Consider the following 26,102-nt stretch of genomic DNA (forward strand, 5'->3'; position numbering starts at 1 on the left):
ATACCTGATGTGGCTGCTCAATGCAGCCATTTTTTTTGCTTTGTTCGCCTTCGCGCTGAACAACCAGGAGCCGGTGACCCTGCACCTGTTTTTCGGGGTGCAATGGCAGGCGCCGCTCGTGCTGGTGATCCTGGTCGCGTTGATTCTCGGGGTGTTCCTCGGGGTGGCCGTCATGCTGCCTTTGTGGCTGCGGGCCCGAAAGGCCCGGCACCCGCTCCCCGCCTCGTCGCCGCGGGCCGGCACAGCTTTTGACGCCGACTCCACGCTCATTCCCGACCCCCACGACCCCCGGCATGGACTTTGATCTCACCTGGCTGCTTTGGGGCCTGCCGCTGGCATTCGCGCTCGGATGGGGCGCGTCCCGTCTCGACCTGCGTCAATGGCGCATGGAAAGCCGGCAAGCCCCAAAGGCCTATTTCCGCGGCCTGAACTACCTGCTCAATGAACAGCAGGACCAGGCCATCGACGCCTTCATCGAAGCGGTGCAGGGCGACCCCGACACTGCCGAACTGCACTTCGCGCTGGGCAATCTGTTTCGCCGCCGGGGCGACTACGACCGCGCGGTGCGGGTGCACGAGCACCTGCTGGCCCGCGCCGACCTCAGCCGCAAGGACCGCGATCGCGCCCAGCATGCGTTGGCGCTCGACTTTCTGAAGGCGGGTCTGCTCGACCGGGCCGAAGCGGCCTTGCACAAACTCGAAGGGTCGGCGTTTGAAGGCGAAGCGCTGCTGGCCCTGCTCGCCATCTACGAGCGCTCGCGCGACTGGCCGCAGGCCAAACGCATCGCGCAGCGCCTGGACGAGGCCGAACAAGGCAGCTTCACCACCCGGCTGGCCCACTACCTCTGCGAAGAAGCCGAGCAGGCTCAACGCGATGGCGACACCGCACGGGCCTTGCAGCTGCTGGGCGAAGCCGTGGCCCACGCACCCCAGCTCGCACGTGGCTGGATGGCACTCTCCAGCCTGAAGGCCCAGGGCGGGCACGCCGCGGCCGCCTTCGACGCATTGCGCATGCTGTGTCAGCACGCACCACAGGCCCTGCCGCTGGCGGCCCACGCGCTGGCCGAGCTGGCGGTACAGACGGGCCGACAGGCCGAGGCGCTGACCCTGCTGCAGTCGTTCGACAGCCGCGCGCCTTCCATCGACGTGACCGAAGCCATGGCCAGCCTGAGCACCGGCCCCGAGGAGGCGCGCTCGCGCTACCTCGGCCACCTGGGCCGCGAAGCCTCGCTGGTAATGGCCACGCAGTGGCTGGCCGGGGAGAAACTGTCCGATGACGTGGCCCAGACCCGCGTACAGGCGGCGCTGGAACAGGCGAGTGCGCCGCTCAAGCGCTACCGCTGCGCGGCCTGCGGCTTCGAGGCACGCCAGCATTTCTGGCAGTGCCCGGGCTGCCAGGCCTGGGACAGCTACCCGGCCAGGCGCGTAGAGGAGTTGTAACCCCGGGCTTTTGACCCACCCCCGCCGTGCTGCGCGCGCCCCCCTCAAGGGGGCAACGCTGGCGGCGCGGCGAAGCCGGTTCAGCGGCGTTCTGGGTTGGGCTTCCCTTTTTCGGCGTGTCAGTTCTTGGCGCGTGGCTCACGCCAGATTTCCAGCAGCCAGGTTTCCAGGTCGTGCACCGGTCTTCCGGTGGCTTGGGCCACTGCTGCCCTGTACGGTGGCATGTTGGTGCACTCCAGCACCAGCTGCTGCACCTCGGGATGCCTCGCCACCAGGCGCATCGCCGCCTCCACCACATCGTCCGACGCCTGCCGCAGGTCCAGCTGGGTATCGTCGGCCAGGATACGCGACTGCAGCTCACAACCCGGTCGAAGGCCTTGCACGGGGGTACCCGCCGGTACGCCCGCCCGCTGCAGCAACCCGGCCTGCAACGAGGCGGCGTCGAAGGTCACGATGCCGGGTGACGACAGTCGGGCGCATTGCAGCAGGCTGGAGGTGATCACAGGCACGTCTACCGCAGCCTGCAACTCGGCCTGCCAGCCAGCGAGAAAGCCGCAGCTGGTGGTGATGAGCCGCGCCCCCTGACGGGCCAGCGAGCGGGCAGCCTCCACAAAGGGACCGAGCAGCGCCGGGTCCTGCGCCTGCACCACGCGCCGGGCCGAAGCCCCCGCCACGGTGACGAAGCGCGCCGGGATGCCGGCACGCGCCCAGGTGGCCGGGCTGCCGATGTCGCCCGGCGGGCGCGGGAAGCGGGTGTCCAGCAGGATCACGCCCAGGCATTCCGGGGCGACGGGATTCGAGTCCTTCATGGCGATAAGCTGCGGGTTGACAACACCAACGATGGGAACATGGAAGCATGACGCAGGCAAGGCTTGGACAACAGGTGGTGGTGCTGGGCGCCGGCATGGTGGGCATCGCTTGCGCGCTCTCGTTGCGCCAGCGCGGCATGCAGGTCACCGTGATCGACCCGCTGGGGCCGGGCGCAGCGACTTCGCACGGCAACGCAGGCGTGCTGGCGCGCAGCTCGCTCATGCCGTTCAACCACCCCCGGCTGTGGTCGCAGTTGCCGGGCCTGCTGCGCGGGCGCAGCCCGGGCTTTCGCTACGACCCGCTGGCGATGCTGGGCCAATGGCGCTGGGGCCTGTCGTTCCTGTCCCATGCGCGCGAGCAGGTCTTCCGCGAAACCACGACCGCGCTGGACGCGCTGATCCGGCACTCGGGGGAGCTGCATCGCCGGTGGATGGACGCGGCGGGCATCGCCCACCGCCGCCGCGACGAGGGCTGGCTGTTTCTCTACCGCAGCGAGGCGGGGTTCGAGGCGGGCGCTTTCGGGCGCGAGACCCTGGCCCGTTTCGGCGTGGCCACGGCCACGCTGGCGCCGCACGAACTGCACGACCTCGAGCCGCACCTGCGGCCCATCTTCCGCAAGGCCCTGTGGGTGAAAGACGCGAGTTCGGTGGACAGCCCGGGCGAGGTCGTGCGCGCCTACGCACGCTGGCTGCTGGCACTGGGCGGACGGCTGGAAACCACCGCCGCCACACACCTGCAACGGAACGATGGTGGCTGGTCCGTGGGCACGGCCGACGGGCGAAGCTCGCGGGCCGACCAGGTGGTGGTGGCGCTGGGCCCGTGGTCGCGCGATTTCCTTCGGCAGCAGTTCGGATTGAAGCTGCCCATGGGCTTCGAGCGCGGCTACCACCGGCACTTCACGCCAACCCCAGGCGCGACGCTGAACCGCCCGGTCTACGACACGGCGGCAGGCTATGTGTTGGCGCCCATGGCACAAGGCTTGCGCCTGACGTCCGGCGTGGAGCTCAACGCGCAACATGCGCCACCGAGGCCAGCGCAACTGGACGCCGCCGAGCGGGCCGCGCGCGAAGCGCTGCCCCTGGGCGAGCGCACCACGGAGCCCGACTGGCTGGGCAGCCGCCCCACCCTGCCCGACAGCCGCCCGATGGTGGGCGCGTGCCCAGGACAACCCGGTGTCTGGTTGGCGCTGGGTCACCAGCACATCGGGTTCTCGACCGGACCGGGCACCGGTGAACTGCTGTCCCAACTCATGCTGGGCGAGCCCACCACCCTCGACCCGATTCCTTTCAGGCCGCAGCGTTTCTTGCGAGCCTGATGCGCCAGCTCACATCTTCCCGGGCAGCCACATCACGATCTGCGGAAACCACCAGAGCAGGCACACGGCGAGCACCATGAGCAGGAAGTAAGGCAGACAGACCATGGCGATCCAGTTGATCTCGCGCTTGGTCATGCCCTGCAGCACGAACAGGTTGAAGCCCACCGGCGGCGTGATCTGCGCCATCTCCACCACGATGACGACGAAGATGCCGAACCAGATCAGGTCTATGCCGGCGGTCTGCACCGTCGGGATCAACACGCCCATGGTCAGCACGATCATGGAAATGCCGTCGAGGAAGCAGCCCAGCAGGATGAAGAACAGCGCCAGCGCGATCAGCAACAGCCCCGGCGACAGGCCCAGCGAACCCACCCACTCGGCGAGGTGGCGCGGCAGCCCGATGTAGCCCATGGACAGCGTGAGGAACGCCGCCCCGGCGAGGATCAGCGCGATCATGCAGTACAGCCGCGTCGCACCGAGCAGCGCGGCCTTGAAGTTCTGCCAGGAGAGCGTCTTCTGGTAAGCCGACAGCATCAGCGAACCGGCCACGCCGATGGCGGCCGCCTCGGTGGCGGTGGCCACCCCGAGGTAGATCGAGCCAATCACACCGCCGATCAGCACCACCACCGGAATCAGTTCGCTGGAAGCGCGCAGCTTGTCGGTGAAACTCATGCCGGCATCGGCCTGCGGGATCTTGTCGGGGTTGAGCAGCGCCCACACCATCAGGTAGCCGCTGAACAGCCCGGCGAGCATCAGGCCCGGGATCATGCCCGCGACGAACAGCTTGGCGATCGACACCTCGGCGGCCACGCCATAGACGATCATCACGATGGAGGGCGGGATCAGCAGCCCCAGGGTGCTCGCGCCGCCCAGTGAACCGATGACCCGCTCCGGCGGATACCCGCGCTCGGTCAGCTCGGGAATCGTCATCTTGCCGATGGTGGCGCAGGTGGCCGCCGACGAGCCCGACACCGCCGCAAAGATGGTGCTGCCCAGAATATTGGTGTGCAGCAGCCGGCCCGGCAGCACGTTGACCCAGGGCGCCAAGCCCTTGAACATGCTTTCCGACAATTTGGTGCGGAACAGGATCTCGCCCATCCAGACGAACAGCGGCAGCGCGGTCAGCGTCCAGCTGCTGGCCGAGCCCCAGATGGTGACGGCCATCGCGTCGCCTGCGCTGCGCGAGGAAAACAGCTCCATGCCGATCCAGGCCACGCCCGCCAGCGTGAGACCGATCCAGACGCCGCTGCCCAGCAACGCAAACAAGGCCACGATCAACAAACCGGTGACCGCCATTTCATTCATGGTGGGTCTCCGATCCGTCGAAGCGTTGACGCTGGCCACGGGCCTCCAGCACCCATTCGTCCACAAAGGCAATGAACAGCACCAGCGTGCCCAGCGCCATCGCCAGCTGGGGAATCCACAGCGGCGTGGCGTCGTTGCCGGTGGAGATGTCGTTGAACTCGAGCGACTGCCAGACCAGGCGCACAGCGAACCAGGCAAACAGGCCCGAGAGCAACACGGCCACGCTCAGCGACCACAGCTCCAGGCCCCGGCGGGCACGGCCTTTGAGCTTGCCCAGCACCAGCGTGACGCGGATGTGCTCGTTGCGCTTGAGCGTGTGCGCCAGCGCCAGGAAGCCGGCGGCGGCCATCGCGTAGCCGGCGTAGGCGTCCGTGCCCGGCACGTGGAACTGGAACTGCCGCCCCAGCACCGACAGCAGCACCATGACCAGCACGCCGATCATGAACACCGCCGCGAGCCAGGCGCAGCCGTCGTACAGGGCATTCAGCGTGCGTCGCATGGTGCTGGCCGGCCTCACTTGCGGAACGCGTCGACCATGGCCTGCCCTTCAGGGCCGGCTTTGGCAAGCCACTCCTTGAGCAAGGTGTCGCCCACCTTCTGCATGTCGGCCTTCAGCTGTGCAGAGGCGGGCAGGATCTGCATGCCGCCAGCCTTGAGCTTGTCCAGGCTTTCGCCGTTCGCCTTCTTGCTCGCTTCCCAGCCGCGGGTCTCGGCGTCCGCCGCGGCCTTCCGCACCGCGTCCTGCGTCGGCTTGTCCAGCGCGTCGAAGGCCTTCTTGTTGACCAGCAGCGCGTTCTTGGGCAACCAGGCCTGGGTGTCGTACCAGTACTTCACGTGTTCGTACAGCTTGGCGTCGGCGCCGGTGGAGCCGCTGGACATCATGCTTTCGGTCACGCCGGTGGCGAAGGCCTGGCTGACCTCGGCCGCCTGCACCGTCACCGGTTGCGCACCCACGAGTTCGGCGATGCGCGCGGTGGCCGGGCTGTAGGCGCGCCACTTCATGCCCTTGAGATCGGCGGCGCTGTTCAGCGGCTTCTTGCTGTACACGCCCTGCGGCGGCCATGGAACCGCGTACAGGACCATCATGCCCTGCTCGGCCAGCTTCTTCTCCAGCACGGGACGCTGCACCTTCCACAGCTTGGCCGCCGCTTCGTAGCTGTCGGCCAGGAACGGCAGGCCGTCGGCGCCGAACAACTGCCACTCGTTCTGGTAGTTCACCAGCAGGATCTCGCCAGCCTGCGCCTGACCGCCCTGCACCGCGCGCTTGATCTCGGGTGCCTTGAACAGCGATGCGTTGGCGTGCACCGTCATCTTGAGCTTGCCGCCGCTGGCCTTGTCCACGTCGGCCGCGAACTGGCTGATGTTGACCGTGTGGAAGTTGGTGGCCGGGTACGCGGTGGCCAGATCCCACTGGGTCTGGGCGAAGGCAGACGTCGACAGCGCGAGCGCGGCAGCGACCATCGAGAGTTGGAATGCGCGACGTTTCATGGGAGCTCCGGTGGGTGAGGTGGAACGGATCGCAGGCAGCTGCTGCGGGAAAGGGTGCATGAACTGTAGGCGTCGAGCCGGCGGATTGTGATCCGTGATTTCCCTTATCGTCAACAAATTGTTGGCAAATTATCGGCAAAAAATCTAAACTCAGCGCCACCGCAGGAGAGCATGCATGGCCAAGATTCCCAAAGCAACAACCGCGCCCGTCGCGAAGACGCCCCAATCACCCATCGTGTCGTCGGCACACCTGGTGTCGCCCCAGAGCGCGGAGATGAGCGAGTTCGAATTCGGGCTGATCGTGGCGAGCAACGCCTTCCACCGCTGGGTGGTGCACTGCATGTCGGCCGCGGGGTTGAAAGACCTGATGCCGCTGGACGTGCTGGTCTTGCACCACGTCTCGCACCGCGCGCGGGACAAGCGCCTGTCGGACATCTGCTTCATCATGAACATCGAGGACACCCACCTGGTGAACTATTCGCTCAAGAAGCTGGTGAGCCTGGGCGTGGTGGCGTCCAGCAAGTCGGGCAAGGAAGTGACCTACGCCGCCACCGAGGCGGGCAGCGCCAGCGTGCAGCGCTACCGCGAGATCCGCGAGCAGTGCCTGATCCAGGCCATGCACGTCGACGACGGGCTCAACAAGGACATCGGCGAGCTCGCGCGCCTGCTGCGCGTGCTCTCGGGCATGTACGACCAGGCGGCGCGGTCCGCGGCTTCATTGTGAAACACTGTGAAGCCCCCCTGCGCCGCTTCGCGGCTTCCCCCCGGAGGGGGGACGCAGCTGGTGGCCCGGCGGAGCCGGTTCCACGGCTGCCCTGGGTCGGGCACGCGCTCCGGCAATGCCATTGGACTCCCCCTTCGCAGCTTCCCTGCCCGGGCCTTGCTCCCTCGCCCCTCTGGGGAGAGGGCTGGGGTGAGGGGCTGCCGCCGAGCCCGGGCCTCCTTCGCGCACACCTCCACCCATGAGTCCTGACATGCCCCCCCGCCTGCTCGCTCTCGGCGACAGCGCCTGGACGCTGGAGTTCGGCAGCACCATCGACCCGGCCATCAACGCCCGCGTGATGGGCCTGGCCGAACGGGTGGGGCAGGCGCGTGCATCGGAGCCGCTGATGGCATCTGTCACCGATGTGGTGCCCACCTTCCGCTCGCTCACGGTGCATTACGACCCCCTGGCCACCGACGCTGCGGCGCTGGGTGAGCGCCTGCGGGTGCTGGCCCAGGCCGGGGGGCAGGACATGCGGCCAGGCCGTCTCTGGCACCTGCCGGTGTGTTTCGACGCCGACTTCGCGCCCGATCTTCCCCGGCTCGCCGAAACCAAGGGCCTGAGCCCTGACGAGGTGATCCAGCGCCTGCTCGCCGCCACCTTCCATGTCTACATGCTCGGCTTCCAGCCCGGCTTTCCGTACATGGGCGGCGTGCCGCCCGAGCTGCACATGCCGCGCCTGCCGGCGCCGCGCCAGAAGGTGCCGGCGCAATCGCTGGCCGTGACCGGCGAGATGTGTTCGGTCTACCCCTGGGAAAGCCCCGGCGGCTGGAACCTGATCGGGCGCACGCCCGTGGTGTTGTTCGATCTGCGGCATGCCGACCAACCGGCCCTGCTCGCGGCGGGCGACGACGTGCGCTGGTACGCGGTGGACCGCACCACGCACGACGCACTCGCCGCCAGCATCGCCCAGGGCCTGCCGCGTGAAACCTTTCTGAAGGCGCCTGGCGCATGAACGGCCTGATCGAGATCGTGCAACCGGGCATCGGCACCACCGTGCAGGACCGGGGCCGCGCGGGCCACCGGCACCACGGCATGCCGCTCTCCGGCTGGCTCGACGGCCCGCTGGCCCGGGCCGCCAACGCCCTGCTCGGCAACCCGCTCGACGAGGCCGTGCTGGAGCTGCGCGGCATGGGCACCGTGCTGCGCGTGGCGGCCGGGCCGGTGCGCGTGGCACTGGCGGGCCGCATCGCCGCCACCTGCCAACGCGGCGATGGCGGCCGCAGCCCCCTGCCCGCCTGGCACAGCGCCACGCTGCGCGAGGGCGATCAGCTGCAGCTCGGCCCGGCCGAGAGCGGCTGCGCCTACCTGGCCGTGGCCGGCGGACTGCTGGTGGAACCCCAGCTCGGCAGCCGCTCCAGCTACTGGCGCGCCGGGCTGGCCGGTGTGCTGGGCCGCGCCTTCCGCCCGGGCGACACGCTGCCCTGCGGCACTTGGCATCTCACCGACCCGAGGGAGTGGCGTTGCCGCTCGCCGTGGACCGCCAGCGACGGCTCGGTGCGCGTGCTGCTCGGCCCGCAGCAGGACCATTTCACGCCCGACGCCATCGCGCAGTTCCTGAACCAGGACTGGGAGGCCACCGCCGCGCAGGACCGCATGGGCCTGCGATTTCAGGGCCTTGCCCTGGCCCATATCAACCCCGAAGCGGCGGACATCGTGTCCGACGGCGTGACACCCGGCGCGATCCAGGTGCCCGCGAACGGACAACCCATCGTGCTGCTCGCCGACGGCCAGACCGTGGGCGGCTACCCCAAGATCGCCACCGTGATCAGCGCCGACCTGCCCCGGCTCGCCCACCTGCGGCCGGGCACGCGCGTGCGCTTCGAAGCCGTGAGCCAAGCAGCGGCGCACCGCGCCCTGCAGGACGAACGCGAGCGCTGGCAACGCTGGCTCGCCTCGCGCGAGATCTACCTGCCGCCCGGCACGGTGGACGAAACCGCGCTCTACGCCTCCAATCTGGTCGACGGCATGCTGCGCGCCGACCCCTGAGCGGGTAGGAGTCTCTTGCCCATGTCCGCTCACCCCCTGACCCGGAGCACCTCATGAACCCAACCACCATCAACCTCAACGCCGACCTCGGCGAAAGCTTCGGCGCCTGGCGCATGGGCGACGACGCGGCGCTGCTGCAGGTGATTGGCAGCGCCAACATCGCCTGCGGTTTTCACGCGGGCGACCCGGTCGTGATGCGCGAGACCGTGCGCCTCGCGCTGGCCAACGGCGTGAGCCTGGGCGCGCACCCGGCCTTCCCGGACCTGCAGGGTTTCGGCCGCCGCGCGATGCAACTGTCGGCCCAGGAACTGGAAGCCACCATCCTCTACCAGGTGGGCGCGCTGCAGGCCATGGCCGCAGCCGAAGGGGGCCGGGTGACACACGTCAAGCCCCACGGCGCGCTCAACAACATCGCCTGTGCCGACGCCGAAGTGGCTGCCACGGTGGCGCGCGCTGTGCGGGCGCTGGACCGCGATCTCATCCTGCTCGCGCCTGCCCTCTCGGCGCTGGAAGCGGCCGGCGAGGCGGCCGGCCTGCGCGTGGGCCGTGAGGTGTTTGCCGACCGGACCTATCAGCAAGACGGTCAACTCACGCCGCGCTCGCAGCCCGGCGCCGTGCTGCACGACGCCCAGGCCTGCGTGCAGCACGTGCTGCGCATGCTCGACGCGCAAGGCATCGTCACCGCCGACGGCCAGCGCCTGCCCACCCCCATTCACAGCATCTGCGTGCACGGCGACGGGCCCGACGCCGTGGCCTCGGCGCAGCAGATCCACAAGGCGCTCGAAGCCGCCGGCTACCGGCTGGCGCCGCTGACCGCGCTCTGCTGAATCCTCCGCATGCACACCTCGCTACCGCCTGGGCGTCGCCGCCCGGCGGGCTGCGGGGTGGTTGTTCAGGGGGCCGAGCCCCGCGCGCCAGCTGCGCCCGCTATGGCTGCCCGAAGCCCCCACCGCCGGGCGTGTGGATCTCGAAGGTGTCGCCCGGCAGCATCTCAACCTGGCCGATGTGACCGATGCTCTCCTGTGATCCGTCCGCCCGCAGCACGCGGTTGATGCCCGGCGCCCCGTTCTCACCACCCTCCATGCCGAACGCGGGGAAGGTCCGCCCGTTGGACAGGATGCTCGCCGTCATGGGCTCGAGGAACATCACGCGGCGCACGCCACCGTCACCCCCGCGCCAGCGCCCACCGCCACCGGAGCCTTTGCGGATCGCATAGCCCAGCAGGCGCACGGGGAAGCGGAATTCCAGCACCTCGGGGTCGGTCAGACGCGAGTTGGTCATGTGGGTCTGCACCACACCCGTGCCGTTGAACCCGCCCACCAGGGCGCCCTGCGCATCGAACACACCGCCGGCGCCGCTGCCCCCCGAAATCGTTTCGTAGTACTGGTGCGTGGTATTGCCGAAGGTGAAGTTGTTCATGGTCGGCTGCGAGCCGGCCATGACGCCCAGCGCGCCGAACAGCGCGTTGGTGATGCAGGTCGAGGTCTCCACATTGCCGGCCACCACCGAAGCCGGCGGGTTCGGGTTGAGCATGGAGCCCGGCGGAATGACAACCCGGATCGGCTTGAGGCAACCCGCGTTGAGCGGGATGTCGTCGTCCACCAGCGTGCGGAACACGTAGAGCACGGCGGCCATGCACACCGCCGTCGGTGCGTTGAAGTTGTTGCTCTGTTGTGGCGAGGTACCGGTGAAGTCCACCTCCGCGCTGCGTTCTTCCGCATGGACGCGCACCGCCACCTGGATCTGCGCGCCGTTGTCCAGCTTCAGCGTGAACTGGCCGTCTTTCAGGCGCGTGGCAATCCTGGCGATGGCACGCCGAACCGACTCTTCGGCGTTGTCCTGCACATGGCCCATGTAGGCCTGCACCACGTCCAGGCCGAACTGCTCGACCATCTTGCGCAGTTCCTGCACCCCCTTCTCATTCGCCGCGATCTGGGCCTTGAGGTCGGCCATGTTCTGCTGCGGGTTGCGGCTGGGGAATTCCCCACTTTGCAGCAGCGCGATCATCTCCGCCTCGCGCAGCACGCCGCGGTCCACCAGCTTCACGTTGTTGATCTGCACGCCCTCTTCCTCGATGCGCGTGGAGAAAGGCGGCATGGAGCCGGGCGTGGTGCCGCCGATATCGGCGTGGTGGCCCCGGCTGCCCACGTAGAACAACGGTGTGTCCTGCGCCGTGCCGCCCAGGTACACCGGGGTGATGACGGTCACATCGGGCAGGTGCGTGCCACCGTGGTACGGATCGTTGAGCGCATACACGTCACCGGGCTGCATCGTCCCGGCGTTTTCACGGATCACGGTCTTGATGCTCTCGCCCATGCTGCCCAGGTGCACGGGCATGTGGGGCGCGTTGGCGATCAGGTGGCCCTCGGCGTCGAACAGGGCGCAGCTAAAGTCGAGCCGTTCCTTGATGTTGACCGAGTAGGCCGTGTTCTGCAGCTGCAGACCCATCTGCTCGGCGATGTTCATGAACAGATTGTTGAACACCTCCAGCAGCACCGGGTCGGCCGTCGTCCCCACCGCGTAGGTCACGGCCCGGGCCTCGCGGCGGTCCAGCACCAGGTGGTCCAGCGCGGTCAGCGCCGCTTCCCAACCCGGCTCCACCACCGTGGTGGCGTTCTTCTCGGCAATGATGGCCGGGCCGGGAATCACGTCGCCCGGGCGCAGGTCTTCGCGCACCACCAGCGCGGCGTCCAGCCACTGGCCGCCGGAGAACATCCGCACCGTTTCGCGCCGGGGCACCTCGCGCAGCGCGTGCGTGGGATGGCGGCGCTCCACCGGCGCATCGCCCGCGACCACCGCCTCCACCGACACGGCCTCCACCACCAGCCCCTTGCCCTGCATGAGGAAAGCGAAGCGCTGGCGGTAGGCGGCCTCGAAGCCAGCCCGGATCTGATGGAGATCCCCGAACGGCACCACGAGCGCCGCGTCGCTGCCCTCGTAGCGCACATGCACACGGTGGTGCAGCGCCACCGCGCCAGCATTCACCTGCTGCCGCTCCAGTTCGGCCTGGGCCGCCTGGCCCAAGGCCTCCAGCTGTTCCGCGATCAGCGGCAAGGACGCCATGACCAGCGGCAGTTCAATGGCCTGCTCGCGGATCACGTTCTGATCGGCCAGCCCCATGCCGTAGGCACTGAGCACGCCCGCCAGGGGGTGCACGAACACGCGCGTCATGCCCAATGCGTCCGCGACCAGACAGGCGTGCTGACCGCCCGCGCCGCCAAAGCACTGCAGGGTGTAGCGCGTCACGTCGTAGCCGCGCGCCACCGAGATCTTCTTGATGGCGTTGGCCATCTGCTGCACCGCGATCTGGATGAAGCCCTCGGCCACGCTCTCGGCGCTGCGGCCGGTCTGCTGCGCCAGCTCACCGAATTTCGCCTGCACGGCCTCCAGACTCAAGGCTTCGTTCGCGTGCGGGCCGAACACTTTGGGGAAATGCAGCGGCTGGATCTTGCCCAGCATCACGTTCGCATCGGTCACGGCCAAGGGTCCACCGCGCCGGTAGCTGGCGGGGCCCGGGTTGGCGCCCGCGCTCTCGGGGCCGACCCGAAAGCGCGAACCGTCGAACGCCAGGATGGAGCCACCGCCCGCGGCCACGGTGTGGATGCTCATCATCGGCGCACGCATGCGCACACCCGCTACCTGCGTTTCAAACTCCCGCTCAAAGGCGCCGGCGTAGTGCGACACATCGGTCGATGTGCCGCCCATGTCGAAGCCGATCACCTTGTCGTGGCCGGCGATGGCCGCCGTGCGCGCCATGCCCACGATGCCCCCCGCGGGGCCGGAAAGGATCGCGTCCTTGCCCTGGAACACATGGGCGTCGGTCAGGCCACCGGAAGACTGCATGAAGAACAGTTTCACGCCGGGCATCTCGCCCGCCACCTGGTCCACATAGCGCCGCAGGATGGGCGAGAGGTAGGCGTCCACCACGGTCGTGTCGCCCCGGCTCACAAACTTCATCATCGGGCTGGTCTGGTGCGAGGTGCTCACCTGCGTGAAGCCCAGCTCGCGCGCGATGCGCGCCGCCGCCTGTTCGTGAGCGGTGTAGCGGTAGCCATGCATGAAGACGATGGCCACGCTGCGCAGACCGGCGTCGAACGCGGCCCAGAGGCGCTCGCGCAGGTGGGCTTCGTCGAGCGGCAGCACCACGTCGCCGTGGGCACCCACGCGCTCCTGTGCCTCGATCACGCGCTCGTACAACAGCTCGGGCAACACGATGTGGCGGTCGAACAGGCGCGGCCGGTTCTGGTAGGCGATACGCAGCGCGTCGCGAAAGCCGGCGGTGGTCACCAGCAGCGTGGGTTCGCCCTTGCGCTCCAGCAGCGCGTTGGTCGCCACCGTGGTGCCCATCTTCACGCACTCGACCTGTTCGGGCGTGATGGGCTCGCCGGCTTTCAGGCCCAGCAGGTGGCGAATGCCCGCCACCGCCGCGTCCCGGTATTGCTCGGGGTTTTCGCTCAGCAGCTTGTGCGTCACCAGCGATCCGTCGGGGCGCCGGGCCACGATGTCGGTGAAGGTGCCGCCCCGGTCAATCCAGAACTGCCAGCGGCTGCCGTAAGGGGAAGAATGGTCTTTCATGGTCTATCGACTCTAGCGTTGGAAATAGTAGGGGACGAACAGCTGGTTGGCCTCATGGCCAACGTCTCGAATCCATTCGCGGGAAAACTTCTCGCCCATGCGTTTGAGCGCGGCCTCGAACTCCGGCGGTGCGCGCTCCACCTTCATGCCACGGGCCTGGAGTTCGCGCAGCGAGCTCTTTGAAGCCGCTTCGCTCGCGGCCCAGCCCCGCGCCTCGGCATCCGCCGACGCCTGGAGCACCGACTGCTGCTGCAAAGGGCTGAGCGCATCAAAGGCACGGCGGTTGACGAAAACGATGTTCTTCGGAAACCAGGCGTTGATCTCGTGGAAATACCCGATATGGCGCCAGGCCTCATTCTCGACCCCCGTCACGGCCGAGGTGATCATGTTGTCAATGCGGCCACTGCCCAGGGCCTGGTTCACCTCCACCATCGGCACGTCGACCGGGATAGCCCCCAGCAGCCCGGCGATGCGCACCGTGGTCGCGTTGTAGGTGCGCATGCGGGTGCCTTTGAAGTCGGACGCCGAGGCCACCGGCTTGCGGGTGTACAGCCCTTGCGGGGGCCAGGGCACGGCGTACAGCGCTTTCAGGCCTCGTTGCGCAAAATGGCGCTCGATCAGCGGGCGCTGGAGCACCCACAGGCGCTTCGCATCGGCATAGCTGCCCACCACGAAGGGGATCGCGTCGGCGCCCGCGATCGGAAATGCCTTGGCCATGCCGGTCATGATGGACTCGCCCGCCTGTATCCGGCCGTCCTGCACCGCTTGCGGGATGTCCGCCAGCTTGACCAGTGCATTGTTCGGATGCACCGCCACCTTGAGTGCGCCGCCCGTGAGCCGCTCCACGTCACTGGCGAACCGCACGATGTTGGTCGTGTGGAAAGAGTTCTCGCCATAACCCGTGGCCAGGGTCCAGCGGGTCTGGGCGTGCACAGCCGATGCCGCGAGCCACGCGGCGATCCAGAGCAGCTTCATGGGGGTCTCCTGGTGAACGGGGATGACCGGTGGCGTGGCGCTCAAGCCTGCATCTGGCGAGGCAGCCACAGCACCACGTCGGGCACGAAGTAGGTGAGCATCACCGCGGCCATCATCAGCACGAACAACGGCCACGCGGTGCGGGCGATCCAGGTCACGTCGCGCTTGGTCAGGCCCTGCAGCACGAACAGGTTGAAGCCCACGGGCGGTGTGATCTGCGCCATCTCCACCACCAGCACGATGAAGACGCCGAACCAGATCAGGTCGAAGCCCGCGGCCTCGACCGTGGGCAACAGCACCGCGATGGTCAGCACCACCATGGAGATGCCGTCGAGAAAGCAGCCCAGCACGATGAAGAACACGACAAGCAGCAGCATCAGCGCAAACGGCGACAGCTGCAGCGCGCCGATGAACTCGGCCAGGTGGCGCGGCAGGCCGATGAAGCCCATGGCCAGCGTGAGGAAGGCCGCGCCCGCAAGGATCAGGCCGATCATGCAGTAGACTCGGCAGGCCGCCGTCAGCCCGTCCTTGAAGCGCGCCCAGTCCAGCGAACCCTCCATTTTCGCGAGCAGCAACGCACCGCCCACGCCCAGCGCGGCCGCCTCGGTGGCGGTGGCGATGCCGCTGTAGATGCCGCCCAGCACCAATGCGATCAGCGACACCACGGGGATCAAGTGGCGCGAGGCGTGGATCTTCTGCCCAAAGCTCATGGCCGCGTCAGCCGCCGGCACCTGGTCCTTGTGGAGCAGTGCCCAGACGACGATGTAGCCCATGAACAGCGCCGCCAGCAGCAGGCCCGGGATCACGCCGGCCAGGAACAGCTTGGCGATCGACACGTTGGCCGCCACGCCGTAGACGATCATGATGATGGACGGCGGAATCAGCAGGCCCAGCGTGCCAGCGCCGGCCAGCGTGCCGACGGCGATGTCGTCGGGGTAACCGCGCTTCTGCAGCTCGGGCAAGGTGATCTTGCCGATGGTGGCGCAGGTGGCCGCACTGGAGCCCGAGATCGCGGCGAAGATGGTGCAGCCCACCACGTTGGTGTGCAGCAGCCGGCCCGGCAGGCGGTCCAGCCAGGGCGCCAGGCCCTTGAACATGTCGTCCGAGAGCTTGCTGCGAAACAGGATCTCGCCCATCCACAGGAACAGCGGCAGCGCGGTCAGCGTCCAGCTGGAGGTCGAGCCCCAGATGGTCAGCACCATGCTGTCGCCCACCGGGCGCGAGGTGAACAGCTCCATGCCGACCAGCGCCACCGCGAGCAGCGACAGACCGATCCACAGGCCAGAGCCCAGCACCGCGAACAGCAGCACGATCAGGGCCAATGCAATAACGACGTCCATGGGGTTGTGTCTCTTGTTCTATTCAACGTGAGCGGCTTCGCTCGAAGCCGCGATAAAGCTGCCGCCGCGCCAGCGCTCGACCAGCGCATGGGCAAACGACAACGCAAACCCGATGCAGCCCAGCGCCATGCCGATCTGCGGCATCCACAGCGGGGAGGCGTCGGCGGCGGGCGATACGTCGTGCGAGACGTAGGACACCCAGACCAGGCGCACGGCGTACCACGCGATGAACACCGTCAGGCCGGTGGCCGCGACCAGGCTCCACCATTCGAGCGCGCTGCGGAAACGAGGCGGCACCCGGTCGAGCAGCAACGTCACGCGGATGTGGTCGCCATGTTTGAGCGTGCCCGGCAGCGCCAGGAACAGGGCCGCGGCGATCGCGTAACCGGCGTAGGCGTCGAGCCCGGGGACATCCCAGTGCACTTCGCGGGCCACCACGCCCAGCAGCACGGCGCCAAAGGCCGCCACCATGGCCAGACCCGACAGGGCCATCAGCAGCTTGTAAAAAAGAAAGACGAGTCTGGACACCGCACGCTCCTGGTTCGGCTGCACAACCACAAGGGAAAGGACGCGGTGGGGAGGAAGCCCGGATGCCCGGAGCACCCCACCGCGCGGGAGAAATTTCAGGGAACCTTGCTGCCGGAGCAGCACCCGCGACGCATGAAGCGATGCCACCCCAGGACACCGAGGAACCGGCTTAGCCGGGCCTCAGGTGTCGCCCCCTTTGAGGGGATGGGGGGGGTGACGCGAAGCGCCGCGGGGGTGTTCCGTTTCAGCGGCCGCGGTAGGCCTGGATGATGGCCTGGCCTTCGGCGCCCGCGGTCTTGAGCCAATCGGCGGTCATGGTCTCGCCGATGGCGGCGAGTTCCTTCTTCACGCTCTCGGAGGGCGCGGCGATGGTCATGCCCTTGCTGCCGAGTTCCTTGATGAACTCGCCATCGAGCCGCTCGCTGGTGCTCCAGCCGCGTTGCTCGGCAGCGGCCGCGGCCTTGAGCACGGCGTCCTGCGTGGGTTTGTCCAGCGCATCGAAGGCCTTCTGGCTCACCACGGTGGCGTTGCGCGGTAGCCAGGCGCTGACCGGGTAGAAATACTTCACCTGCTCATGCAGCTTGCTCTCGACCCCGCTGGCGCTGGAGGTCAGGAAGTTCTGCACGCCGCCGGTGGCCAGCGCCTGCGGCAGCTCGGCCAGCTGGATCGTCACCGGCTGCGCCTTGAGCAACTGCGCAATGCGCGTGGTGGCCGGGTTGTAGGCGCGCATCTTGGTGCCCGCCAGATCGGCTGGCTGGTTGACCGGCTTGATGGAATACAGCGACTGGCCCGGCCAGGGCACCGAGAACAGCAGCTTCATGCCCTGCGAGGCCAGCAGCTTTTCCTGCACCGGCCTGGCGGCTTCGTACAGGCGCTTGGCCGCGGGGTAGCTGGTGGCGAGAAAGGGGATGGAGTCCGCGCCGAACAGCGGGTTCTCGTTGGCCGCACCCGAGAGGATGAACTCGGCCACCGGTACCTGGCCGCTCTGCACCGCGCGCTTGATCTCGTTGGCCTTGTAGAGCGAGCCGCCCGGGTGTAGCGTGATCTTGAGCTTGCCGCCGGTGAGCTGGCCCACCTCGTTGGCGAACTGTTGCACGTTCTGGGTCTGGAAGCTGTTGGCCCCATAACCGGTGGGCAGGTCCCACTGGGTCTGGGCCGAGGCGCCGGCCGCGAAGGCGGTGGCGCAGAGGCAGAACACGAATTTTTTCATGGAAGGCTCCTGGTTCAGAAACTGGCTAGCTGGCTGTTGAGAAGATCGGTGATCAGCATCGCGCCGGGGGCGTGGGTGATGCAGAACGCGGGGCGGGCCTGCTGGATCGCGGCCTGCGGCGTGACACCGCAGGCCCAGAACACCGGCAGTTCATCGGGCATCACGTCCACCGCGTCGCCGTAGTCCGGCTTGGACAGGTCGGTGATGCCGATCAGTGATGGATCGCCGATGTGAACCGGCGCGCCATGCACATTGGGGAAACGCGAGGTGACCTGCACCGCGCGGATCACGGCCGAGGCACGCATCGGCCGCATCGTCACCACCAGCGGGCCGCTGAACGGCCCCGCCGCTTCGGTGGGCACATTGGTGCGGAACATCGCCACGTTGCGGCCCTGCTCCACGTGGCGCAACGGCAGGCCGGCTTCCATCAGGGCCTGCTCGAAACTGAAGGAACAGCCGATGACGAAGCTCACCAGGTCGTCGCGCCACAGCGCGGTGATGTCCGAAGGCTCGTCCACCAGCTCGCCGTCGCGCCAGACGCGGTAGCGCGGCACGTCGGTGCGGATGTCGATGCCGGCGCCCAGCCGCGGCAACAGGGGCTGGCCCGGCTCGGAGACCGCCAGCAGCGGACAGGGCTTGGGGTTGCGCTGGCAGTAGCGCAGGAAGTCGTCCGCCTGCGCCTGCGGCAGGATGACCAGGTTGCCCTGCACATGGTCGTCGGCCAGGCCGCTGGTGTGCCCGGTCCACAGGCCCTGCCGTATCAGGCGGCGCACATGGCCGGCGTCCTGCATGCCCTCGCGGCCGAACACACGCCGCATCTCGTCCGAAGCTGATTCCACCTTGTCTCCTGTTTCCGGAACATGTCACTGGAGTGACGATGGGCGGATTGTGGAGCGCGATCGGCAGCGCTTCAAACGAGAAATTTTCTGCTTACGTCATCGATTTTTTCGATGCTTTGGATGAGTGCGACGGCGGCGGTAGGCCCGCCGCTGGTGCACCGGCGGCCCGTTTCCGGGAGCCGTTCTGCGCGTCGACAAAGGCCAGCGCGGACTTCACCACGGTCTCCACGGCTTGCGTGCTGGGGTCGGTGCGGTAGCTCGCGTGGATGGGCAGAGGTTGCAGCGCGCTGGCGCAGGCGAGCTGGCGCAGGTTGGGGAAGGTCTGCATGCGCTGCACCGCGTGGCGCGGCAGCGTGGCCACGCCGAACCCGCCCTGCACCAGTTGCGCCATGGCCGAGATGGACGAGATGGTGTGCACCCGCCGCGGCTCGATGCCCTCCTGGCGGAACAGGTCCAGCAGGGCCACGTGCGGCAGCGAGCCGCGCTGGAAGGTGAGGATCTCCAGCTCACCCAGTTCGGCCAGGGTGTAGCGGCGCTTGCGGTGCAGCTGGGCGTTGCCCATGAACACCATATCCATGGCGGGCAACGCGCGGCTGCGCACGCCGTCGGCCGAAGCCGGCAAGGCGGCGAACACCAGGTCCTGGGTGCCACGCTGCACCTGCTCGACCAGGATGGGCGTGGTCTCCACCGTGAGCTCCAGCGCCAGCCCCGGGTGGTCGGCGCGCAGCTTTTCGATCCAGGGAATCAGCCAGGAATGCAGCACCGACTCGATGGCACCGATGCGCATGGACACCGCCAGTGCGGCGCCCGACCCCATCTCGGCCTTGGCTTCGCGCTGCAATTCCAGCAGGCGCTGGGCGTAGGTGAAGAAGCGCGCCCCGGCCGCCGTCAGGCGGAACTGCTTGTCGCGCCGGTCCAGCAGCAACACGCCCAGCTCTTCCTCCAGCGCCGCGATGCGGCTGGACATGGCCGACTGGGTGAGGAACAGTTTTTCGGCCGCGCGCGTCACGCTCTTGAGCGACGCCACCCAGTAAAAGGCTTCGACAAAACGCAGATTCATGGGCATTCCTTGCAAAGTGGGCCGCCCGGGCGGCATCCATCGGGCATTGTCGGGGGTTCCACCGGCGGCCGCCCGCAGACCGCCCACCAGCCACCGCTAAGATACGGAGCCCGTCCGCGCCAGGTGGCCGGGGTTTGTTTTTCCAAGGAAGCCTGTGTTCAAGAATGTGACGATCTACCGCATCGCGCCCGGCTGGGCGCCTGCGCTGGAGACCATGGAGGCCGCGCTGGACGCGGCACGTTTCGTGCCCTGCGGAGCCACGCAGGACAAGTCGGTGGGCTGGGTGGAGCCGCGCGGCGAGGCCCACGGCCCGCTGGTGGAGTCGGTGGCCGGCCAGCGCATGCTCAAGCTGATGATCGAGACCAAGGCCGTGCCCGGCTCGGTCGTGCGCGAGAAGGCGGACGAAGAGGCCGAGCACATCGAGGCCACCACCGGCCGCAAACCCGGCAAAAAGCAGATGAAGGAACTGCGCGAAGACGCGCTACTCTCGCTTCTGCCGCAGGCCTTTCCGCGCCGCACGGCCGCCTGGGTCTGGATCGATCTGACCAACGGCTGGCTGGTGACCGACGCCAGCAGCCAGGGCAAGATCGACGAATTGGTGACCGCGCTGGTCAACGCCTTCAACGATCTGAACGTGACCCTGTTGCAGACCCAGGTGACGCCGCAGACCGCGATGACGCAATGGCTCTCGGCCCCGGTGTCCGATGAGGACGAAGGCGGCGCGCCCGGCGGTTTCGCGGTCGAACGCGAGTGCGAACTCAAATCGGGCGACGAAGAAAAGTCGGTCGTGAAGTTCACCCGCCACAACCTCGCCACCGACGAGGTGCGCAAACACATCACCGAAGGCAAGCTGCCCACCCGCCTGGCCATGAGCTGGGAAGGCCGCGTCGGCTTCGTGCTCACCGAATCCATGCAGCTCAAGAAGCTCGCGTTTCTCGAAGGCGTGTTCGACGACCGCGCCGACGACGGCGAGAGCGGCTTCGACACCGACGTGGCGCTGACCACCGGCGAGCTGAGCAAACTGATCCCCGAACTGATAGAGGCGCTGGGCGGCGAAATGGCGTTTGGCGCGGCCGCGCCCGATGCGCCGGCGGCGGCACCGGCAAAGCCCAAACAGGAAGCCGTCACCGCGGTTGGCGAAGACGACGACCCACCGTTTTGATTCCCCACTGAGCCATGCTGCAAGTGATCGCCATCAGCCTCGGGGCCAGCATTGGCGCGCTCTCGCGCTGGCAGCTCAGCCTCTGGCTCAACCAGGGCCACGCGCTGCTGCCCTGGGGCACGCTCACGGCGAACTGGGCCGGCGCCTGGCTGGTGGGCGTGGCCGTGGTGTTCTTCCAGAGCCAGACCCAGCTCGACCCGGCCTGGCGCCTGGCCATCATCACCGGTTTCCTGGGCGCGCTCACCACCTTCTCCACCTTCTCGGTGGAGGTGGTGAGCATGCTGCAGCACGGCCGCTGGCTGCTGGCCACCGGCAACGCGGGCCTGCACCTGCTGGGCTCGCTGCTGCTCACCGGGGTGGGCATGAAGATGGCGGCTTACTTGTTGACCTCCACAAAGACTCTTTGATCGTCTCTGACCATGGTCTGTGATAAGTTGATCTACTACCAACCGCCAAAGTCAGTCGCGTTCGGGCACACCCCCAAAACGAGAGACATCGTCAAGGCCTGGCAGGAAACCTTGTTCTTCCTGAACCAGCACACCGAGTTCTCACCGTACCCGTCAAGCCTTGAGATACAGGTAATGCGCGATCCACGTTGGACCGACCCTGAATTTACAGAGCTTTGTGTGCGTGAAGCTCGACTTCTATTCGGAGAACCAGAACTTAGAGACCCAAAGGACTCTTTCACTTGGCGCCCCCCTATCTTCCGACTCGAAGAAGCCATCTCCTTCGCGCTGAGAGACAGTCACCGACCCCGTCAAGAAATGGGACCGACACGGGTGCACTTTTTCTACACATTCAACTGGAAGCGTGACTCACGAGATTCCCTGAAGGAACGCTCAAGCAGTATGTGCAGGCTTGGGGTGTCCCTGGGTGGCCGGCGACTTTTCTTAGGGACAAGTTTTTTCTTTCCGTTTTCAGAGCCAACAGGGGAGTTCGCTGAGTTCATAGCCGATATTCAGCGAGACCTTCCCTTTGACCTGAAAGAGCCCTACTTCATGACGGCCATACCGACAAAGTCAGGCCACTCTTACAAGTACAGAAAACTGGCACCCGGTTGGATGCGAATTCCCAACTGACCCACCCGGCGCTGGGTGCGGCATCGCACAGACGCTGCCGGAGCCTATGCCCAGACTGGGTCTTGCAGCACCTGCTGCCGGGGACAGACCATGATCCAGATTCGCAAGGGGCAGGCGCCCGCCCCCTTGGCACGGGCGCAATTCGCCGAGCGCTTCCGGGCCTCCTTCATGGACCCGGCCTTCCGCGCGGAAGACGCGTCCATCGACCGGCTCGAAGCCATCGCCTGGGCCGCCTTCAGCGAAGGCCGCAAGGCGCCGTTCACCCACAAGGCCGGCGAAGGCTACGCTGACCCGGACTACGAACTGTCCGACGAATGGGTGGCCACCAAGGAACGGTTGCAGGCGGCCCAATCGCGCTGGGCCGACCCGGCAACACCGTCGCGTGTGCTGCTGGTCTGCGGCTCGGCGCGCAACGACGGCACCTGCCCGGGTGAGATTTCCAAGAGTTTCCGGCTGATGGAAACGGCCCGCGAGGTGCTGGAGCCGCTGGGTCTGCAGACCGATGTGCTGGACCTGAGCCTGCTCGCCTCCGACTACGGGCTGAAGATCCACCCCTGCAAGGGCTGCCTGTCCACCGCCATGCCCCTGTGCCACTGGCCCTGCAGCTGCTACCCCAACCACGCACTGAACCAGACCAACGACTGGATGGCCGAGATCTACGAGCGCTGGACCGCGGCCCACGCCGTGCTGATCGTCACCCCGGTCTACTGGTACCAGAGCCCGAGCCCGCTCAAGCTGATGATGGACCGTATGGTGTGCGCCGATGGCGGCAACCCCGACCCCACCGCCACGGGCGGCAAAGACCCCACCAAGGCCAAGGCGCTGGAGATGAAGGGCTGGAGCTACCCGCAGCACCTGGCCGGCCGCGCCTATGGGGTACTGGTGCACGGCGACGTGGCCGGCATCGAAGGCACACGGCGTTCGCTGTGCGACTGGCTGGACTGGATGGGCTTTCTCGATGCGGGTGCGCAGGCCCGGCTGGACCGCTACATCGGCTACTACCAGCCCTACGCCAACAGCCATGAAGCCCTGGACCGCGACGAGGGCCTGCAGGAAGAGGCCCGCAACGTGGCACGGGCCGTGGCCCAGGCCGTGGCCGAGCTGCGTGCCGGCCGACTGCAGGCGGCACGGCCCACGCTGAAACGGCCCCGCCCCAAATAGCGCAGCGGGCCCCAGGCGCGGCCCGCTCTTTTCAGGAGACCACCATGGACAAGCACCACTACGTCTCCGGCTTCTTCTCCCTCCGCGACGACGCACTGGCCGCGCGTGACGCGCTCGTTGAACGAGGGCTGCCGCGCGACCAGTTGCAGATCTACGAATCCGACTCGCCGCCGCCAGAACCGGCACCCACCGACGACAGCAACGCGGTGCTCAAGGACGTGGTCGTCCAGGGGGCCATCGGCACCGCCGTGGGCACTGGCCTGGGCGCACTGGCGCAGGTGGCGCTCGTGGCCGCCAACGTCAGCCTGTTCATCGCCAGCCCCCTGATCGCGCCCCTGGTGATGATGGGCTGGGGCGCGAGCCTTGGCGCGGTGTTGGGCACCGCGATGGGTGCCGTGTCCAGCGACAGCTCCGCAGCAGAGAAGAAGGAGGGCTGGCTGTCCCACCTGGTCACCGATGCGATCGCCAACGGGCAGTTCGTCCTGGTGGCCGAGACGCGGACCGCGCAGGAGACCGCCACCGCACGCAAGGTGATCAAGGCATCGGTGGGCGGCTACAAAGACGACATCGCGGCCTGACGGGCCCCGCACCGGCGGCCACCGCCGCAAGCGCCGCCACGCGCCCTGCGCTGAAACGCGCGGCCAGATCGCCTGCGCCACGCGCGGGCGAGCCCTGGACAAGAACCTCTTGATCCAGGTCAAACGTCACTAAATATTCATTTCAATTGAATCATATCGGACTTATAGTCCGCGCATGCCCACATTTCCACAGCCCACACGAGTCCGACAACGCTGGGTCCTGTGGTGCCTGCTGTTCTGCTGGTGCATCGTCTTTGCGTCGCCGCTGCTGGCCCAGCAGAGCATGACCGCGGTCTGCGGCAGCGGTGGCCTCAAATGGGTCAACGCCGACGAGAGCCCGGACAGCCTGCCCGCCCCGACGCTGGACTGCGCCCTGTGCCTGCCCGCCGCCCTGCCCGCACCCGACGCTGAATCCGTCTTCACCGAACGGCCGCGCCATCACACCCTGGTGGTCCGTGACGACAGCAACGTGTCTCCTGCCCCTGCGGCCATGCCACCCCCCGCGCGTGGCCCACCCCTTTTCCAAAACCAAACCCAAGAGGTTCACACATGAAAGACGACAGCACCTTGTCTGCCAACGACACCACCGTATGGGGACGCCGGCGTTTCCTCAACACCGCCGCGTTGGCGGGGTTGACGCTGGGCGCCGCAGCCTGCACCGACAAAGAGTCGGGTGCGGCCAACGCCCCCGCCGCCGCACCGGCCGCGGCTCCCGATGCCGCGCACGCCAGCGGCAACAGCACGCACCTCAAGCCGGGTGAGCTCGACACCTACTACGGTCTGTGGAGCGGTGGCCACACCGGCGACATGCGTGTGCTCGGCATGCCCTCGGGCCGCGAACTGCTTCGCATCCCCTGCTTCGTGCCCGATGCCCTGGTGGGCTGGGGCCACACCAACGAGTCCAAGGCGGTCATGGGCACCAAGCCCAATGGCGCGCTGCGCTACACCGTGGGTGACACCCACCACACACATGCTTCGTACAAAGACGGCAACTACGACGGCCGCTACGCCTGGATCAACGACAAGATCAACAGCCGCATCGCACGCATCCGCCTGGACTACTTCATCTGCGACAAGATCACGCAGTTGCCCAACGTGCAGGGCTTCCACGGCATCTTCCCCGACAAACGCGACCCGGTGGACCCCGCCATCAACTACACCACGCGCGTGTTCTGCGGCGGCGAATTCGGCATTCCACTGCCCAACGCCGGCCTCGAGGACGCGGGCAAGTACCGTTCCCTGTTCAGCTGCGTCGACGCCGAAACCATGGAAGTTCGCTGGCAGGTGCTGATCGACGGCAACTGCGACCTGGTGGCCACGTCCTACGACGGCAAGCTGGCCGCGTCGAACCAGTACAACACCGAGATGGGCGCGAAGTACGAGGACATGATGTCCGCCGAGCGCGATGCCTGCATCTTCTTCAACATCGCCCGCATCGAAGAGGCGGTCAAGGCCGGCAAGTTCAAGACCTTCGGCAGCTCCAAGGTGCCCGTGGTGGACGGCACGCACGAAGCCAACCAGGACCCGACGGCCGCGCTGACCGCCTACGTGTCGGTGCCCAAAAACCCGCACGGCGTCAACGCCAGCCCGGACCAGAAGTACTTCATCTGCGCCGGCAAGCTCTCGCCCACCGCCACGGTGATCGAGCTGTCCAAGGTGCTGGAATGGTTCGACGGCAAGGTCGAGAAGCTGGACGACGCCATCGTGGCCGAGGTCGAGATCGGTCTGGGCCCGCTGCACACCGCCTTTGACGGCCGTGGCAACGCCTACACCACGCTGTTCCTGGACAGCCAGGTCGTGAAATGGAACGTGGACGCCGCGATCAAGTTCCACGCCGGCGACAAGGCCGCCAAGTACGTGGTCGACCGCCTGGACGTGCAGTACCAGCCGGGCCACATCAACGGCTCGCAGTCGGAGACCATAGCCGCCGACGGCAAGTACCTGGCCGTGGGCTGCAAGTTCTCGAAAGACCGCTTCCTGCCGGTGGGCCCGCTGCACGCCGAGAACGAGCAGATCATCGACATGTCGGGCGAGAAGATGGTGCTGCTGGCCGACCACCCGGTGCGCGGCGAACCGCACGACTTCATCATCTTCAAGCGCGACCTCGTCAAGCCCAAGCAGGTCTACAACCTCGACGACTTCCCGAACGCCGTCAAGGACCCGAAGGACTCGGGCGTGGTGCGCAACGGCAAGAAGGTGACCGTGAAGATGACGTCGCAGGCTCCGGCCTTCTCGTTGCGCGAGTTCAAGGTGAAGGCGGGTGACGAGGTCACGCTGATCCTGACCAACCTGGACAAGATCGAAGACCTGACGCACGGCTTCGCGATCCCGAACCACGACGTCAACTTCATCGTCAACCCCGGCGAAACCGCCTCGGTCACCTTCACGGCGGGCGAGCCCGGCGTGTACTGGTGCTACTGCACGCACTTCTGCCACGCCCTGCACCTGGAGATGCGCACCCGCATGATCGTGGAGGCATGAGCGAC

The 26,102-nt window shown here is 67.4% G+C and carries 24 protein-coding genes; 13 read left to right on the forward strand and 11 right to left on the reverse strand.

Annotated elements, in window-relative coordinates; all coding sequences use genetic code 11:
• Positions 1 to 7 precede the first annotated feature (7 nt).
• Positions 8 to 304, forward strand: coding sequence for a lipopolysaccharide assembly protein LapA domain-containing protein (locus tag HTA01S_RS02980; RefSeq protein WP_407656089.1), 297 nt, complete (start codon positions 8 to 10; stop codon positions 302 to 304).
• Positions 294 to 1,439 carry a lipopolysaccharide assembly protein LapB gene (gene lapB, locus HTA01S_RS02985; protein WP_068167044.1) on the forward strand — a complete coding sequence of 382 codons (1,146 nt, stop codon included), beginning with the start codon at positions 294 to 296 and terminating at the stop codon, positions 1,437 to 1,439. The genes HTA01S_RS02980 and lapB overlap by 11 nt, the downstream gene beginning before the upstream one ends.
• A 119-nt stretch (positions 1,440 to 1,558) precedes the next feature.
• Here the strand turns inward: lapB and HTA01S_RS02990 are convergent, their stop codons facing one another.
• Positions 1,559 to 2,248, reverse strand: a complete 690-nt coding sequence (locus HTA01S_RS02990; protein ID WP_068167045.1) for an aspartate/glutamate racemase family protein — start codon at positions 2,246 to 2,248, stop codon at positions 1,559 to 1,561.
• A 47-nt stretch (positions 2,249 to 2,295) separates the two neighbouring features.
• On the opposite strand from HTA01S_RS02990, the gene HTA01S_RS02995 reads away from it, so the two are divergent.
• Positions 2,296 to 3,564, forward strand: a complete 1,269-nt coding sequence (locus HTA01S_RS02995) for an NAD(P)/FAD-dependent oxidoreductase (RefSeq protein WP_068167046.1) — start codon at positions 2,296 to 2,298, stop codon at positions 3,562 to 3,564.
• A gap of 9 nt (positions 3,565 to 3,573) precedes the next feature.
• On the opposite strand, the gene HTA01S_RS03000 is transcribed toward HTA01S_RS02995, so the two are convergent.
• The 3 genes from HTA01S_RS03000 to HTA01S_RS03010 are packed head-to-tail and all read right to left on the reverse strand — an operon-like array spanning position 3,574 to position 6,357.
• Positions 3,574 to 4,869 carry a TRAP transporter large permease gene (locus tag HTA01S_RS03000; protein WP_068167047.1) on the reverse strand — a complete coding sequence of 432 codons (1,296 nt, stop codon included), beginning with the start codon at positions 4,867 to 4,869 and terminating at the stop codon, positions 3,574 to 3,576.
• The gene (locus HTA01S_RS03005; RefSeq protein WP_068167048.1) at positions 4,862 to 5,368 is read right to left on the reverse strand and encodes a TRAP transporter small permease; all 507 of its coding nucleotides are present in this window, start codon (positions 5,366 to 5,368) and stop codon (positions 4,862 to 4,864) included. The genes HTA01S_RS03000 and HTA01S_RS03005 overlap by 8 nt, the downstream gene beginning before the upstream one ends.
• A 14-nt stretch (positions 5,369 to 5,382) precedes the next feature.
• On the reverse strand, positions 5,383 to 6,357 hold the full coding sequence (locus tag HTA01S_RS03010) for a TRAP transporter substrate-binding protein (protein ID WP_068167049.1): 975 nt from the start codon (positions 6,355 to 6,357) through the stop codon (positions 5,383 to 5,385).
• 175 nt (positions 6,358 to 6,532) lie between these two features.
• Here HTA01S_RS03010 and HTA01S_RS03015 point away from each other — a divergent pair, with 175 nt between their 5' ends.
• The 4 genes from HTA01S_RS03015 (at position 6,533) to HTA01S_RS03030 (ending at position 9,936) form a co-directional block, all read left to right on the forward strand.
• Positions 6,533 to 7,081 carry a winged helix DNA-binding protein gene (locus tag HTA01S_RS03015; protein WP_068167050.1) on the forward strand — a complete coding sequence of 183 codons (549 nt, stop codon included), beginning with the start codon at positions 6,533 to 6,535 and terminating at the stop codon, positions 7,079 to 7,081.
• 250 nt (positions 7,082 to 7,331) lie between these two features.
• Positions 7,332 to 8,075: a 5-oxoprolinase subunit PxpB gene (gene pxpB / locus HTA01S_RS03020; protein ID WP_084235796.1), complete on the forward strand. Its 744-nt coding sequence runs from the start codon at positions 7,332 to 7,334 to the stop codon at positions 8,073 to 8,075.
• Positions 8,072 to 9,109 carry a 5-oxoprolinase subunit C family protein gene (locus HTA01S_RS03025; RefSeq protein WP_068167051.1) on the forward strand — a complete coding sequence of 346 codons (1,038 nt, stop codon included), beginning with the start codon at positions 8,072 to 8,074 and terminating at the stop codon, positions 9,107 to 9,109. The genes pxpB and HTA01S_RS03025 overlap by 4 nt, the downstream gene beginning before the upstream one ends.
• A gap of 53 nt (positions 9,110 to 9,162) precedes the next feature.
• Positions 9,163 to 9,936 (forward strand): LamB/YcsF family protein, encoded by a 774-nt coding sequence (locus tag HTA01S_RS03030; RefSeq protein ID WP_068167052.1) that lies wholly within the window; start codon positions 9,163 to 9,165, stop codon positions 9,934 to 9,936.
• Between the two features lie 100 nt (positions 9,937 to 10,036).
• Here the strand turns inward: HTA01S_RS03030 and HTA01S_RS03035 are convergent, their stop codons facing one another.
• The 7 genes from HTA01S_RS03035 to HTA01S_RS03065 form a co-directional block, all read right to left on the reverse strand.
• The gene (locus HTA01S_RS03035) at positions 10,037 to 13,684 is read right to left on the reverse strand and encodes a hydantoinase B/oxoprolinase family protein (protein ID WP_068167053.1); all 3,648 of its coding nucleotides are present in this window, start codon (positions 13,682 to 13,684) and stop codon (positions 10,037 to 10,039) included.
• A gap of 12 nt (positions 13,685 to 13,696) precedes the next feature.
• A complete protein-coding gene (locus HTA01S_RS03040) occupies positions 13,697 to 14,659 on the reverse strand; it encodes a TRAP transporter substrate-binding protein (RefSeq protein WP_068167054.1) in 963 nt (320 codons plus the stop codon).
• Between the two features lie 41 nt (positions 14,660 to 14,700).
• Positions 14,701 to 15,999 carry a TRAP transporter large permease gene (locus tag HTA01S_RS03045; protein ID WP_068167055.1) on the reverse strand — a complete coding sequence of 433 codons (1,299 nt, stop codon included), beginning with the start codon at positions 15,997 to 15,999 and terminating at the stop codon, positions 14,701 to 14,703.
• A gap of 18 nt (positions 16,000 to 16,017) precedes the next feature.
• Positions 16,018 to 16,527: a TRAP transporter small permease gene (locus HTA01S_RS03050; RefSeq protein WP_157571942.1), complete on the reverse strand. Its 510-nt coding sequence runs from the start codon at positions 16,525 to 16,527 to the stop codon at positions 16,018 to 16,020.
• A 244-nt stretch (positions 16,528 to 16,771) separates the two neighbouring features.
• The gene (locus HTA01S_RS03055) at positions 16,772 to 17,737 is read right to left on the reverse strand and encodes a TRAP transporter substrate-binding protein (protein ID WP_068167056.1); all 966 of its coding nucleotides are present in this window, start codon (positions 17,735 to 17,737) and stop codon (positions 16,772 to 16,774) included.
• Positions 17,738 to 17,751: 14 nt separating this feature from the next.
• Positions 17,752 to 18,528, reverse strand: a complete 777-nt coding sequence (locus HTA01S_RS03060; protein ID WP_245637987.1) for a putative hydro-lyase — start codon at positions 18,526 to 18,528, stop codon at positions 17,752 to 17,754.
• Positions 18,529 to 18,667: 139 nt separating this feature from the next.
• A complete protein-coding gene (locus tag HTA01S_RS03065; RefSeq protein ID WP_068167058.1) occupies positions 18,668 to 19,636 on the reverse strand; it encodes a LysR family transcriptional regulator in 969 nt (322 codons plus the stop codon).
• Positions 19,637 to 19,790: 154 nt separating this feature from the next.
• Between HTA01S_RS03065 and HTA01S_RS03070 the strand changes: the two genes are divergently transcribed.
• The 6 genes from HTA01S_RS03070 to nosZ all read left to right on the forward strand — a co-directional run bounded on the left by HTA01S_RS03070 (position 19,791) and on the right by nosZ (position 26,097).
• Entirely contained in the window at positions 19,791 to 20,798 is a 1,008-nt protein-coding gene (locus HTA01S_RS03070; RefSeq protein WP_068167059.1) for a recombination-associated protein RdgC, read from the forward strand.
• Between the two features lie 14 nt (positions 20,799 to 20,812).
• Positions 20,813 to 21,205: a fluoride efflux transporter CrcB gene (gene crcB / locus HTA01S_RS03075; RefSeq protein ID WP_068167060.1), complete on the forward strand. Its 393-nt coding sequence runs from the start codon at positions 20,813 to 20,815 to the stop codon at positions 21,203 to 21,205.
• A 762-nt stretch (positions 21,206 to 21,967) separates the two neighbouring features.
• The gene (locus tag HTA01S_RS03080; RefSeq protein WP_068167061.1) at positions 21,968 to 23,038 is read left to right on the forward strand and encodes a flavodoxin family protein; all 1,071 of its coding nucleotides are present in this window, start codon (positions 21,968 to 21,970) and stop codon (positions 23,036 to 23,038) included.
• Positions 23,039 to 23,082: 44 nt separating this feature from the next.
• Positions 23,083 to 23,616: a hypothetical protein gene (locus tag HTA01S_RS03085; protein WP_068167062.1), complete on the forward strand. Its 534-nt coding sequence runs from the start codon at positions 23,083 to 23,085 to the stop codon at positions 23,614 to 23,616.
• Between the two features lie 175 nt (positions 23,617 to 23,791).
• Positions 23,792 to 24,169 (forward strand): hypothetical protein, encoded by a 378-nt coding sequence (locus tag HTA01S_RS03090; protein WP_068167063.1) that lies wholly within the window; start codon positions 23,792 to 23,794, stop codon positions 24,167 to 24,169.
• Entirely contained in the window at positions 24,166 to 26,097 is a 1,932-nt protein-coding gene (nosZ, locus tag HTA01S_RS03095; protein WP_068167064.1) for a TAT-dependent nitrous-oxide reductase, read from the forward strand. Before HTA01S_RS03090 ends, nosZ begins: the two co-directional genes overlap by 4 nt.
• The last annotated feature ends 5 nt before the right edge of the window (positions 26,098 to 26,102 follow it).

Source organism: Hydrogenophaga taeniospiralis CCUG 15921 (assembly GCF_001592305.1).
GTDB classification, from domain to species: Bacteria; Pseudomonadota; Gammaproteobacteria; order Burkholderiales; family Burkholderiaceae_C; genus Hydrogenophaga; species Hydrogenophaga taeniospiralis.